This is a genomic window from Pseudarthrobacter sp. CCNWLW207 (genome assembly GCF_037203945.1).
Taxonomy (GTDB): domain Bacteria; phylum Actinomycetota; class Actinomycetes; order Actinomycetales; family Micrococcaceae; genus Arthrobacter.
The window spans coordinates 18,122-30,320 of sequence record NZ_JBBCBS010000017.1; the positions used below are offsets into that span (position 1 = coordinate 18,122).

The window sequence follows — 12,199 nt, forward strand, 5'->3', positions numbered from 1 at the left end:
CGGCTGCTGGGTGTGACTTGTCCACATAGCCGACGGCGGTGCTTCCGTGGCCGGGTGCCGTTCCGTAGCGTCGGGGGTCCAGACAGTGGCGGCTGGGGGACCCAGGTATTCCCTACCTGCACCGGGAGGAAAACGGACATGGGCAGTGACGTGGCGGCAGCCGACATGGCGGCATGCGAGTCCCGCAGTTATGAGGTTCAGCGGTTGGCAGGCCGGGTTGACTTGTGTCTTGGGCGGGTGGAAAAGGTCCTCGCCGGGTTTCGGGAGATCCAGCTCCTGGACTGGCAGTCACCGGCGGGCCGGGCGTACCGGAATTCAGTCGCACTCCAGGAGGTGTCGTTGGGCAGGGCGCGTGGGCGGCTGGAGGACGCAGTGGCATCCGTGAGGCGCCACTCGCAGGCGGTGGGAGCCTTGGCCGGCAGCCCGGCGGGGAGCTTCTGATGGCAGAGGTAACCCCGTCGGGCAGCGGCGGACCCATCCACCTGACCGGACCGGCAGTGGACGGTCCCCTGGAGATCCGCGGAGGCTTGGGCGGCATCAGTTTTCAGCTGGAGGAACTTGCCGGGGGCGCTGAGAAGCTTGACGCCGCCGCGGAGGAGTTGGCTGCCGTGGAAGTGGAGGTTCGCCGCATCTGGGAAGACCTCTGCCTTTACGGGAATGAGCCGCGCCCCACCGGCACGGCTGCCCTGATGGATATCGGAGAGGCCCAGTGGAGCATCCAGGCAGTCCGGACGGAGCTGCAGCACATCAGCCAGCAGGTACGCGACTGCAAGAGAGACTACGAAGTGGCCGAGGCAGTGATGTCTTTCAGGCGGGAGCACGCTTTGACGGGGCTGGGGACTTGCCTGAAACAGATCCGGGATACCGACGTGACAGGTTCCTTCAATAGGGACGCCGCTGAGCTTGCATTGGGAAATATCCCGGCCTTACTCGGCGTCATGTACGGGCCGCAGGCATATCTGGCTGGAAAGATTGCGGCCGATGCCTCCGCCGCCGCGCACGTAGGGGCCGCCACCCCCATGATCAGGAGCTTGGCCGGACTTCATCCCCGGATGTTGGAGCCACGCCCGGTTGCTGCCCGCGAGGTGGAGTCCTATCCCGTGGAGCTGGACGCATCACCGGCAGGCCTGCTGGAACGCGCACGGCTCATTGATGAACGGGGAGACGGCTACATCGAGGTCCTCAAAGTGGATAACGGCGGTCAGAAAGCCTTCGTGGTCATTGTTCCCGGCACGCAGCCCGCAGGCGGGGAGATGGGCGGCGACAATCCTTTCGACGAAGCCGGCATCGCGGAGGGGCTGGGTTACGGCTCTGCCGAGGTCAATGCGGCCGTGTTGAAGGCACTGCGGGCCGCCGGTGCGGAACAGGGGGCATCCGTGGTCACCGTCGGCTACAGCCAAGGCGGGATCCATGCCATGAACATGGCGGCCGATGCGCAGTTCCGTGCCGAGTACAACGTCAAGTACGTGCTGACGGCAGGGTCTCCAGTGGGCAGCATTGAACCGGACCCAGCCATCAGCACCCTGCATCTGGAGCATAGGCAGGACTGGGTGCCTGGATCCGATGGCGCTGCCAGTCCTGATACCCGCAATCGTGTCACCGTGACGCTGACCAACGACGTCCGCACCGCCGATGGCGAGGACCCAGGGTTGGGTCCAGGCCATAAGCTCACTAACTACCAGGAAGGCGCCCGGCTCGTTGCCGTGAGCGATGATCCTTCCCTTGTGGCCTCAACCGCCGTTCTGGGCAGCGTCCTGGGAGTCGGCGGCACGGCAACGGCTACCCGCTTCGCACTGACCCGTTCGAAGCCACCCGAACTGCCGCCCGTGGCTGTACGGAAACCAATGCCCCCTCCGCGTCCGTCTGAGATTGATCGGGCGCGGTGAGCTGTCCTTCAGCGCCGCCGTGCGCCTGGGAGCCGCCCTGCCACCACCGAGATGACACTGATGATGATTGCCGCGAGAACCGCAGTCCAGAAGAAGGAATCGATGGTGAAACGCACCGGCGTAAATCCGCTGATCCAGGACGTCAGATACAGCATGGCGGCATTAATGACGATGGTGAAAAGGCCCAGGGTGAGGATGGTGATGGGCAATGAGAGGAAGCTGACCAGCGGCCGGACGAACGCGTTGACAACGCCGAAAATCAGCCCCACGAAAAGATAGGCCAGGGTGACCCCGATGGCATCCGTGCCCTGCGTGACACCGGTTTCGGCAACGGCGTTCGTGGTGGCGGCAGTGGAAATATCCAGGCCTGGCAGGATCCAACTGGCAATCCAGAGAGCCAGACCGTTGATCAGGACCCGCATGATGAAAGAGCGCATGTGCCCATGCTGTCACACCGCCCGAACACCAGGGCAGGGGAGAAGTAGGCTAGTTGGCATGACCTCACCAGAGACCCTTGCAGGGGGAATCATGCCGCGTCCAGTGGTGGGCCGGCTTCCCCGCTACGCAGCCGGCAAACCACCCGTCGCTGTTGACGGACTGGCCAGCTACAAACTGTCCTCCAACGAGAACCCGCTGCCCCCGCTCCCCGCCGTTGTGGAGGCCATCGCACGCCAGACCGACTTCAACCGCTATCCGGACCCCCTCAGCAGCAAGCTCCGCGCGGCGCTCGCCGAGTTCCTCGACGTCCCGGCGGAGGACATCGTCACCGGGGCGGGAAGCCTCGGCGCCCTCAACCAGTTGCTGACCACCTTCGCCGGCCAGAACGACGACGGCAAGGCAGACGAAGTGATCTATGCCTGGCGCTCTTTCGAGGCGTATCCCATCAGCGTCGGCCTGTCGGGGGCGGAAAGCGTCCGCATTCCCCTGACCGCGGACGGGCGCCACGACCTCGAGGCCATGGCGGCGGCGGTCACCGTCCGAACCAAGGTAATCCTCCTGTGCACCCCCAACAACCCCACCGGTCCCGTTCTGACCACCTCGGAAACAGAGCGCTTCATCCAGGCCATCCCGTCCGACGTCGTGGTGGTCATCGATGAGGCCTACCAGGAGTTCGTGCGGGCCGAGGACGCAGTTGACGGCATCGCCATGTACCGCAAGTACCCCAACGTGGTGGTGCTCCGGACCTTCTCCAAGGCCCATGGCCTCGCAGGGCTGCGGGTGGGTTACAGCGTGTCGAATCCGGAGCTCACGCAGCACCTCCGCGTTGCAGCCACACCCTTTGCGGTGTCCCAAATCGCCGAGCTGGCAGCAATTGTCTCGCTGCAGAACTACCCCCAGGTTGTAGAAAGGGTACAAAGCATCGTGGATGAGCGGGACCGGGTTACGGCTAAACTGCGCGAACTGGGCTGGTTCGTCCCCGAGGCGCAGGGCAATTTCGTCTGGCTTGACCTGGGTGCCAACAGTACGGAATTTGCCGAACTGGCGGGGGCCCAGGCCCTCTCGGTCCGGGCTTTCGGCACCGAGGGTGTCCGGGTGAGTATCGGCGAGGTGGAAGCCAACACCCGTTTCCTGCGGTTGTGTGCAGACTATACAAAGCCGCCACGCCGTTCCTAGCGCTTAACATGTAGCCCGCGCGCTACCTACTGAAGATAAAGTTAGGATCAGTAAGCCAATATATATGCCCGCTGCGGAATGCATTCCTCCAGCGGCATATATCCCAGCGACATTGCAACGCATCCGCATGCGGCAAGCAAGGAGACGGTATGGGCGCCACACATTTGCCCTCCACCGAGTTCGACGGAACAGCGGTAGACGACCAGCTTGAGGCTGATGCCGAGGCTGCCATGGGCGAGCCCCCGGCGCCGATGGTCCAGTTGCTGGGACCAGACGGAAAGCTTGGCACTGATCCCGTCTTTGGCCAGTACGCCGAGAAGCTCGATCCGGAGAAGCTGCGCGGGCTGTACGCCGACATGGCCGCAATCCGCCGCTTTGACGTGGAGGCCACGGCCCTGCAGCGCCAAGGTCAGCTTGCCCTCTGGGTTCCGTTGACCGGTCAGGAAGCTGCGCAGATTGGCTCCGGCCGTGCCAGCCAGCCCCAGGACTACATCTTCCCCACTTACCGCGAGCACGGCGTTGCCCTCACCCGCGACGTCGACCTCGCCGAACTGCTGCGCCAGTTCCGGGGGGTGTCCAACGGCGGGTGGAACCCCAAGGACACCAACTTCCACCTCTACACTCTGGTCCTGGCCGCCCAGACGCTCCACGCCGTGGGTTACGCCATGGGCATCCAGCGGGACCAGAAGTCCGCTGCGGCTTCGGACCCCGTGGGTACGGAACCGCCGGCAGCGGTCATGGCCTACTTCGGCGACGGCGCCAGTTCCGAGGGCGACGTCCACGAATCCATGGTGTTCGCCGCGTCCTACAACGCTCCGGTGGTCTTCTTCTGCCAAAACAATCACTGGGCCATTTCAGTGCCCAGCACCGTGCAGACCCGCATTCCGCTCTCCCACCGGGCCAAGGGCTACGGGTTCCCCGGCATCCGCGTGGATGGCAACGACGTCATTGCCGTGCACGCGGTCACCGAGTGGGCCCTTGACCACGCGCGCCAAGGCAAGGGGCCGGTGCTGATCGAGGCTTTTACCTACCGCGTCGGTGCCCACACCACGGCTGATGACCCCACCAAGTACCGGCTGTCGGCGGAGGAAGATGCGTGGCGGGCCAAGGATCCCCTGCTCCGGCTGGAAAAGTACCTGCGGGCTGAGGGCATGGCGGACGACGCCTTCTTTGCCAAGGTGAAGGCTGACGGCGACGACCTTGCGGCCTACGTCCGGCGAACTACCCACGACCTTGAGACCCCTGACATCCGTACGGCCTTCGCGAACACCTACGTCGAAGCCCACCCGCTGGTTGCGGAGGAGCTTGCCTGGTTCGAGGAGTACAGCGCAGGGTTTGCCGGCGAGGAACCCGCCGGACAGGCAGAAACAGAGGCAGGCCACTGATGACCACCATGACAATCGCCAAGGCCATCAACGAAGGCCTGCGCTCAGCCCTGACCAACAACCCCAAGTCCCTGCTGATGGGCGAGGACATCGGTCCCCTCGGCGGCGTCTACCGTGTTACCGACGGGCTGATCGCGGAGTTCGGCCCCGACCGCGTGGTGGATACACCGCTGGCGGAATCCGGCATCATCGGCACGGCAATTGGCCTTGCCCTGCGGGGCTACAGCCCCATCTGCGAGATCCAGTTCGACGGGTTTGTGTTCCCAGGCTTTAACCAGATCACCACCCAGCTGGCCAAGATGCATGCCCGCAGCAACGGCAACCTTACGGTGCCCGTAGTCATCCGCATCCCGTACGGCGGCGGTATCGGTTCGGTAGAGCATCACTCCGAGTCCCCCGAGGCCTTGTTCGCGCACACCGCCGGGCTGCGCATCATCACCCCGTCCAACCCGCATGACGCGTACTGGATGATCCAGCAGGCGGTCGAATGCCAGGATCCCGTCATCGTCTTTGAGCCCAAGCGCCGCTACTGGCTCAAGGGCGAGGTGGACACTGAGGCCGCCGGCGAAGCGGAGGATCCCTTCAAGGCACACGTCCTCCGGGAGGGGACGGATGCCACCATCGTGGCGTACGGCCCCCTGGTGCCCGTGGCACTGGCCGCTGCGAACGCTGCGGCCGAGGACGGGCGCAGCGTGGAAGTTATCGACCTCCGCTCCATCTCACCGATCGATTTCGACACGGTGGAGGCGTCGGTGAAGAAGACCGGACGCCTGGTGGTTGCCCACGAGGCACCCACCTTCGGCGGCATCGGCGGCGAAATCGCGGCCAGGATCAGCGAACGCGCCTTCCTGTCCCTCGAAGCCCCCGTCATCCGTGTTGGCGGGTTCCACATGCCGTACCCGGTCGCCAAGGTCGAGGAAGACTACCTTCCGGACATCGACAGGATCCTTGAGGCGCTGGACCGGGCCCTGGCCTACTAGCCCGGTCCGCCTATCCCCACTCAGACTTGCCGCCCCGTCTCCTGGCCCGGAGCGCGGACTTGAGCTTTTCGAAACCGAGGACATCATGACTGTGAACAAGTTCAACCTTCCCGACGTGGGCGAAGGCCTCACCGAGGCGGAAATCGTCTCCTGGAAGGTCAAGCCGGGCGACACCGTCGCCATCAATGACGTCCTGTGCGAGATTGAAACGGCTAAGTCCTTGGTGGAGTTGCCGTCACCTTTCGCCGGGACAGTCACCGAGCTGCTGGTCCCTGAGGGGATCACCATCGACGTCGGAACCGCCATCATCAGTGTCACTGACGCTGTATCCGGCGACCCCACTCCGGCCGATGTCCCGGCTCCGGCCACTCCGGTCCAGCCTCTGTACGGTAAGCTCCCAGCGTCCGACGCCGGCACAACGGACAGTGCCCTGGCCGGCGGTCCGCTGGTGGGATCCGGTCCCAAGGCCGACGCCGTCAAGCGCCGCGCGCGCAAAACCGCGCCTGCCGTGGCTGCCGGGTCAGCCCCGGTCCCGGAGGTTGCGCCTGTTGCCGCCCGGGTCCCGGCGGCCAAGCCTGTCGAGACCCCGGCTGTGGATGACCGGCCCACTCTGGGTGACACGATCACCGGCCTGGTGAACCGGGTCCTGGCCAAGCCTCCCGTGCGCAAGATCGCCCGCGACCTGGGAATCGACCTGGCGGACGTTGTGGCGACGGGCTCCCGCGGCGAGGTCACGCGCGAGGACCTGGTGAGCTACCAGGCCCAGCGCGACGCCGAATTGGACAAGGCCGACGGATTCTGGGGCAAGGCCAATAAGCCGCAGGACCAGCGGATTGAGCGTGTTCCCGTCAAGGGCGTCCGGAAGGCGACGGCGAAGGCCATGGTGGAGTCCGCCTTTGCCGCACCCCACGTCAGCATCTTCGTGGACGTGGATGCCAGCCGCACCATGGAGTTCGTGAAGCGGCTGAAGGCCTCGCGTGACTTCGAAGGAATCAAGGTCTCGCCGCTGCTGATCCTGGCCAAGGCCGTCATCTGGGCGGCAGCCCGGAACCCGAGCGTCAACGCCACGTGGGTGGACAACGCCGATGGCACCGACTCCGCCGAGATCCACGTTAAGCACTACATGAACCTGGGCATTGCAGCAGCCACGCCCCGTGGCCTGATGGTGCCCAACATCAAGGATGCCCAGGATCTCTCACTGAAGGAACTTGCCCTGGCGCTGAACAACCTGGCCACGACGGCCCGCGCTGGCAAGACCCGACCCGCCGAAATGCAGGGCGGCACGCTCACCATCACTAATATCGGCGCGCTGGGAATCGATACCGGGACGCCCATCATTAACCCCGGAGAGGTGGCGATCGTCGCCTTCGGAACCATCAAGCAGAAGCCTTGGGTCCTGGACGGGGAAGTGATCCCGCGCTGGATCACCACCCTGGGCGGTTCGTTCGACCACCGCGTGGTGGACGGTGACCTGTCTGCCCGCTTTATGGCTGACGTCGCAGCCATCCTTGAGGAGCCGGCACTCCTGCTGGACTAGGTTCACCCCACAGACACAGGCCCCGTAGGCGAACAAGCCCGGAAGATCGGAAGACGAGGCACTTTGACTGATTCAGCCCTCCGCGCCCAAAACCGGTCAGCACGATGGCTGACGGAGGTTTTCCAGCCGCCGGTGGTAGTCACGCTTCAGCTGCTGATCAGCCCCCTCACCGAGCCTGGATTCCCGGGAACCATTGGCTACGGGGCCCTTGCCGCGCTGTTCGTCTGCGTCCTGCCAGTGTTGCTGCTGTTGGGCCTCGTGCGGCTGGGCAAGGTCACGGACCACCATGTCAGCAACCGCGAGCAGAGGGCGCCGGTGTTGCTGATGGCCTTGGCGTCGGTGGTGGCAGGGCTGCTGGTGCTCATTGCTGTCGGCGCGCCGCCAAGTGTTGTGGTGATGGTTTTGACCATTGTGGGCGGCATTGTGGTGACTGGAGCGGTGAGTCCCTTCTGGAAGATCAGCGGACACGCCGCGGCCATATCGTCGTCGGCCGTTATCACTGTGATGATGCTGGGTCCGGCCTGGCTGCCGCTGCTGGTGCTGATTCCCGCAGTGGGCTGGTCCCGTGTGGTGCTGCGCGCCCATACGGCGGGCCAGGTGGTGGCCGGGTCGCTCGTTGGCGGGCTGGCGATGTCGGGCTTCTGGTGGCTGCTCCAGGGCTGGCTGGCCTAGCCGACGTTCGGCTGGCATCCTGTCGGCCGAACCGGCAGCACGCCGCCTAGAAGGATGCGTACGTGGACATGATCTGGGTGGCCTCAGCGCCCATTGCCGTGCCTCCAAGTGTCCAGGCAGCTGCCATCATGAGGCCTCCGACGCCGGTTGCAATGGCTGAGAGTGCTGCGAAAAACTTCCAGTCCTCGCGCAGGACACTTTCAAAGGTGTCCGGCAGCTGCAGTCCTGGGGAGATGAGGTTGGGGGCGCTGTCCACGGAACCGTCGTCCAGCAGGGCCACTACCCGGCCGTTGCCGCGGTCCACCCGCATGGAGCAGATGTGGTTGCCGTGCCTGGCGAGGAGGATATCGTGGCCAACGAGCTGACGGCGCTGGAGAGTAATCAAGGGGGCCCCTTAGGTGGTGCGGCTGGTGGTTGTCCGCTCCTTCGGGGGCACTCCAATTTTATCGTTGGTCACGCAACGAAAATGGCGTTCTGGGGGTGAGAAGCGACACCACGCACCGCCCGGTACAGGCGGTGCGCAGTCCGCGATTCAGTGCTGGCGGGTCAGTCGGCGTCGTAGGTGTTAGCGATGTAGACATCGCACGTGGCGTTGTGGGCCACGCTGTTGGCCACGCTGCCCAGAACCCGGCCAATGCCGCGCATCCGCCTGTTTCCCACCACGATCATCCGGGCACTGAGACGTTCGGCTTCCTTGATGAGTGCCTCCGCAGGCTTGCCGCGGGCGGCGGAATATGTCACCTTGACCTCGCCGGTGAGGGAATCCGCCACCGTCTTGGCCACGTGCTCCGCTCCATCAGCATCAGAGACGATCCACTGATCGCTGCCGCTGCCGAATACCTCGGTGCGGTCACTGTCGAACGCTGAGACGACATGGAGTGACGCGCCCACGGCGGCCGCCAGGTCCCTCGCGGCCTCGGCGGCCTTCTTGGCCGTTCCGCTGCCGTCTACCCCAACAACAATAATTCCGCTCATCTTTGCTCCTTCGCTTTGGTAAGTGGCCTGATCCAGTGTGGCAAGGCTACAGCCCGGTGATGGCTTCCCGCAGTACAGGGGCCAAACGCCGGACACCTTCGGTGATGGCCTCGGGAGGCACGGCGCTAAACGCCAGCCGCAGCTTGTTGGACGGTTCGTCCGACGGCGAGAAGGCAGCGCCGGGGATAAAAACCACACCGGCATCGATGGCCTTCTTCAAGAGGGGATAGGTGTCCACCCCTTCAGGTAGGGTCACCCAGACGAAGAAGCCGCCCTCAGGGCTGGTCCAGCTTGCGCCGACGGGCATGTACTCCTCAAGCGCGGCCAGCATCGCGTGGCACCGCTCAGCGTAGAGTCCGCGGTAGATCTCGATCTGGCCCTTCCAGTCGTAGTCGCGAAGGTAGGCGGACACCAGCATCTGGTTGAGCGTCGGCGGGCACAGGGTGACCGCTTCCGACGCGAGGTAGTAGCGGCGCTGCAAGTGCTCCGGAACAAGGGCCCACCCAATGCGAAGGCCCGGCGCGAAGATCTTGGAGAAGGAGCCCATGTAGATGACGTCGGCCGGGTTAGCCGCGCGCAGGGGGGCCAGGGGTTCCCCATCGAACCGCAGGAGGCCGTATGGATTGTCTTCCAACACCAGAATATTCGCGTTACGGCATATATCGACGATCTGTTGCCTGCGGTCCTGCGCGAGCGTGATACCGGAGGGGTTGTTGAAGTTCGGGATGGTGTAGAGGAACTTGACGTTCTTCCCCGCGGTCTGGAGTGCTGCAATCTTGGCCTCCAGCAGTTCGGGGACCAGCCCGTCGTCGTCCATCTCAACGGTTTCCACCTGGACCTGGTAGGCCTCGAAGGTGTTCAGTGCGCCGACGTACGTGGGATTCTCCACCAGCACCACGTCGCCTGGATTGCAGAACACCTTGGTGGCCACGTCCTGGGCAGACTGCGAGCCCGCCGTGATCACCACGTTCTCGGGCACGGCATCGAGAATGCCTTCGGCCGCCATCACCTCACAAATCTGCGCACGCAGCTCTTCCGTTCCTTGGCCGCCGCCATACTGCAGGGCGGTCAGGCCGTCGTCGGCGATGATGGTGGCAGCTGTCTGGGCCAGCCGCTCCAGCGGGAGGGACTGCAGGTAGGGACTTCCTCCGGCGAGCGAGACCAGTCCGGGCCGCATGGAGATGTCAAAAACGTCGCGTACGGCGGATTGCCTGATATTGGCGGCGCGCTCCGAGAACAGGTCCTCGTGGCGGTGTGCGGACGTGGCCGCGCGTTCGATAGCGTCAATGGCTTCTGCTGGCAGCAGCCCTGCTGCGGCATCAAGTGTTTCGTGGCTCACACCCTCAGGATACAACCGACAGTTGCTGATAAGGCAACACTTGTTTATCTGTGAAGCACGTCGGCGTGCCGGCAGCTTTACGTGAAGGGGCGGACGGGCTGGAATAGACCCATGATGACGCCCCCGCAGTCCACGCAGCTAGCCGCAGCATTCAGCTCCCTCCACCGTTCCGGGGCGCCGCTGCTCCTGGTCAATGTCTGGGACGCGGCCTCCGCCCGGCTCGTGGAAGAAGCCGGTGCCACAGCGATTGCCACCTCCAGCTCCGCCATTTCCTGGAGCATGGGTTTCCCGGACGGCAACAGGCTTCCGGCCGGGTTGGCCATGTCCGCACTGGCGAGGATCGTTGCGGCCACTTCGCTTCCAGTCACGGCTGACATTGAAACGGGCTATGCCGGCAGTGGCGACGGCTTCGACGATAAGAAGCTGCGCAACACCGTCCTGGCAGTGCTGGAGGCAGGGGCTGTAGGCATCAACTTCGAGGACTCCGGAGACGGCCCCCTCACGGGCACCAGCGAGCAGTGCCGCCGCCTGGACCTGGTCCGGGAGACCGCGTCCGCCGCCGGCGTCGACCTCTTCATCAATGCCCGCACTGACACATACCTGTCCGGGGATTATCCGGAGCTGGCCTTCGAAGAGACCTTGACGAGGGCCGAAGCCTATCTTGCGGCCGGCGCAAGCGGGATTTTTGTGCCGGGGGTAACCGACCTGCACGTGCTCCACGAGCTGTCCCGCCGGATCGACGCGCCGCTGAACGCACTAGCAGGCGTCGGTGCGCCGTCTGTGGGTGAACTGCACGACGCCGGTGTGCAGCGGATCAGCATCGGCGGCAATACCGCCAAGGCGGCGTATGCAACGGTCTCCCGGGTGGCCGAGGAGGTGCTGGGCGACGGCAACTGGTCCGAGCTTGCCGGGGCACGCAGCCACGCCGCCATGGACGCCCTGTTCGGGGGATAATCGGGGGCTCTACTTAACGCTCAGGACCTCGGCGAGTCCTGCGCCATTGACGTAGATCTCGGCCCGGATGGCGCCCACCGCCGATACCGCGGTCTGGGTCAGCTGGGCCTCAATCCGGGGAATGTCGCATACTCCGCCCGGACGTATGGTGCCTGCCAGGTAAACCGTGACGGTGGTGCCGTCAAAGGTGCCGGACAGGAAGTCCAGGGTAGAGCCGGAGAGCGAGTTATAGACATCGGCTATCGGCGGCTCGGATCCGTCCAGCAGGGCGGTGATGGCCGCCGGCAGGGGTTCGGTGGACTCCGTGTGGGAGCGCTTGACGCCCACCAGGCTGTCGTTGCAGCCGAAGCGCACACCGCTGCTGCCGCCGTCGTCCAGGAGGACGTAGTACGCCGTGACGGACTGCGCTCCGGCGGCATTGCCGATAGGCGGCTCGTCGGGACTGCGGGTCTGGGCGGGCTGCGGTTCCGCAGCAGGTGCCGTTCCCGCTACCCCGGTCTGGGCCTGCCCCGGGTTACCGGCGCTGCCAGCTCCTGTGCCGGAGCCGGGAGCTGCGGCTGCTGGTGGTTCGCCTGTCTGGATCGCAGTCCCATCCGCCGGGGCGCTGTCGGGTGTGTCCCCGGAAGGTACCGGACTCGCCACTGGGCTGTCAGCGCCCAAGGACCCGGCGGGTGGTGCGGCCTGGGGCTGGGGAATGGGGGTCAGGGGTTCCGCAGGCGGGAGAGCCTGTTCGCTGGCAGCAGTGCCGGCGGGTATTTCGGCCACGGCAGCGCAGGACCCCAGCCACAGCGGAAGCACCAGGGCCACAGCTGCTGCCGCCGCCCGTTTCGTGGCACTACGCCTGCTCGCCATCCCGC

General features: G+C 65.0%; 13 protein-coding genes. 8 read left to right on the top strand and 5 right to left on the bottom strand.

What is annotated here, in order from left to right; all coding sequences use genetic code 11:
• The first annotated feature begins 138 nt into the window (after positions 1–138).
• Entirely contained in the window at positions 139–441 is a 303-nt protein-coding gene (locus V9L17_RS19925; RefSeq protein WP_337348674.1) for a hypothetical protein, read from the top strand.
• Positions 441–1,886: a hypothetical protein gene (locus tag V9L17_RS19930; RefSeq protein WP_337352629.1), complete on the top strand. Its 1,446-nt coding sequence runs from the start codon at positions 441–443 to the stop codon at positions 1,884–1,886. The genes V9L17_RS19925 and V9L17_RS19930 overlap by 1 nt, the downstream gene beginning before the upstream one ends.
• Before the next feature lie 8 nt (positions 1,887–1,894).
• Here the strand turns inward: V9L17_RS19930 and V9L17_RS19935 are convergent, their stop codons facing one another.
• On the bottom strand, positions 1,895–2,323 hold the full coding sequence (locus V9L17_RS19935) for a phage holin family protein (RefSeq protein WP_337352630.1): 429 nt from the start codon (positions 2,321–2,323) through the stop codon (positions 1,895–1,897).
• Between the two features lie 58 nt (positions 2,324–2,381).
• On the opposite strand from V9L17_RS19935, the gene V9L17_RS19940 reads away from it, so the two are divergent.
• The 5 genes from V9L17_RS19940 (at position 2,382) to V9L17_RS19960 (ending at position 8,074) form a co-directional block, all read left to right on the top strand.
• Positions 2,382–3,500: a histidinol-phosphate transaminase gene (locus tag V9L17_RS19940; protein ID WP_337352631.1), complete on the top strand. Its 1,119-nt coding sequence runs from the start codon at positions 2,382–2,384 to the stop codon at positions 3,498–3,500.
• Between the two features lie 149 nt (positions 3,501–3,649).
• Entirely contained in the window at positions 3,650–4,885 is a 1,236-nt protein-coding gene (gene pdhA, locus V9L17_RS19945) for a pyruvate dehydrogenase (acetyl-transferring) E1 component subunit alpha (protein ID WP_337352632.1), read from the top strand.
• A complete protein-coding gene (locus tag V9L17_RS19950) occupies positions 4,885–5,865 on the top strand; it encodes an alpha-ketoacid dehydrogenase subunit beta (RefSeq protein WP_337348679.1) in 981 nt (326 codons plus the stop codon). Before pdhA ends, V9L17_RS19950 begins: the two co-directional genes overlap by 1 nt.
• 85 nt (positions 5,866–5,950) lie before the next feature.
• Positions 5,951–7,402 carry a dihydrolipoamide acetyltransferase family protein gene (locus tag V9L17_RS19955; RefSeq protein WP_337352633.1) on the top strand — a complete coding sequence of 484 codons (1,452 nt, stop codon included), beginning with the start codon at positions 5,951–5,953 and terminating at the stop codon, positions 7,400–7,402.
• Positions 7,403–7,465: 63 nt separating this feature from the next.
• Positions 7,466–8,074 carry a phosphatase PAP2 family protein gene (locus V9L17_RS19960; protein WP_337348681.1) on the top strand — a complete coding sequence of 203 codons (609 nt, stop codon included), beginning with the start codon at positions 7,466–7,468 and terminating at the stop codon, positions 8,072–8,074.
• Positions 8,075–8,120: 46 nt separating this feature from the next.
• Here the strand turns inward: V9L17_RS19960 and V9L17_RS19965 are convergent, their stop codons facing one another.
• The 3 genes from V9L17_RS19965 to V9L17_RS19975 all read right to left on the bottom strand — a co-directional run bounded on the left by V9L17_RS19965 (position 8,121) and on the right by V9L17_RS19975 (position 10,388).
• Positions 8,121–8,459 (bottom strand): hypothetical protein, encoded by a 339-nt coding sequence (locus V9L17_RS19965; protein WP_337352634.1) that lies wholly within the window; start codon positions 8,457–8,459, stop codon positions 8,121–8,123.
• Positions 8,460–8,620: 161 nt separating this feature from the next.
• Positions 8,621–9,049 carry a universal stress protein gene (locus V9L17_RS19970; protein ID WP_337348683.1) on the bottom strand — a complete coding sequence of 143 codons (429 nt, stop codon included), beginning with the start codon at positions 9,047–9,049 and terminating at the stop codon, positions 8,621–8,623.
• A 46-nt stretch (positions 9,050–9,095) separates the two neighbouring features.
• Positions 9,096–10,388 carry an aminotransferase-like domain-containing protein gene (locus V9L17_RS19975; protein ID WP_337352635.1) on the bottom strand — a complete coding sequence of 431 codons (1,293 nt, stop codon included), beginning with the start codon at positions 10,386–10,388 and terminating at the stop codon, positions 9,096–9,098.
• 111 nt (positions 10,389–10,499) lie between these two features.
• Here V9L17_RS19975 and V9L17_RS19980 point away from each other — a divergent pair, with 111 nt between their 5' ends.
• Positions 10,500–11,342, top strand: a complete 843-nt coding sequence (locus tag V9L17_RS19980; RefSeq protein ID WP_337348685.1) for an isocitrate lyase/PEP mutase family protein — start codon at positions 10,500–10,502, stop codon at positions 11,340–11,342.
• A gap of 9 nt (positions 11,343–11,351) precedes the next feature.
• Here the strand turns inward: V9L17_RS19980 and V9L17_RS19985 are convergent, their stop codons facing one another.
• A complete protein-coding gene (locus V9L17_RS19985; RefSeq protein WP_337352636.1) occupies positions 11,352–12,194 on the bottom strand; it encodes a hypothetical protein in 843 nt (280 codons plus the stop codon).
• Between the last annotated feature and the right edge of the window lie 5 nt (positions 12,195–12,199).

What these genes read in the sequence shown, in the direction of transcription:
- V9L17_RS19925 (WP_337348674.1), top strand. Translation starts at nt 139, where the DNA reads ATGGGCAGTGACGTGGCGGCAGCCGACATGGCGGCATGCGAGTCCCGC.
- V9L17_RS19930 (WP_337352629.1), top strand. Translation starts at nt 441, where the DNA reads ATGGCAGAGGTAACCCCGTCGGGCAGCGGCGGACCCATCCACCTGACC.
- V9L17_RS19935 (WP_337352630.1), bottom strand. Translation starts at nt 2,323, where the DNA reads ATGCGCTCTTTCATCATGCGGGTCCTGATCAACGGTCTGGCTCTCTGG.
- V9L17_RS19940 (WP_337352631.1), top strand. Translation starts at nt 2,382, where the DNA reads ATGACCTCACCAGAGACCCTTGCAGGGGGAATCATGCCGCGTCCAGTG.
- pdhA (WP_337352632.1), top strand. Translation starts at nt 3,650, where the DNA reads ATGGGCGCCACACATTTGCCCTCCACCGAGTTCGACGGAACAGCGGTA.
- V9L17_RS19950 (WP_337348679.1), top strand. Translation starts at nt 4,885, where the DNA reads ATGACCACCATGACAATCGCCAAGGCCATCAACGAAGGCCTGCGCTCA.
- V9L17_RS19955 (WP_337352633.1), top strand. Translation starts at nt 5,951, where the DNA reads ATGACTGTGAACAAGTTCAACCTTCCCGACGTGGGCGAAGGCCTCACC.
- V9L17_RS19970 (WP_337348683.1), bottom strand. Translation starts at nt 9,049, where the DNA reads ATGAGCGGAATTATTGTTGTTGGGGTAGACGGCAGCGGAACGGCCAAG.
- V9L17_RS19980 (WP_337348685.1), top strand. Translation starts at nt 10,500, where the DNA reads ATGATGACGCCCCCGCAGTCCACGCAGCTAGCCGCAGCATTCAGCTCC.
- V9L17_RS19985 (WP_337352636.1), bottom strand. Translation starts at nt 12,194, where the DNA reads ATGGCGAGCAGGCGTAGTGCCACGAAACGGGCGGCGGCAGCAGCTGTG.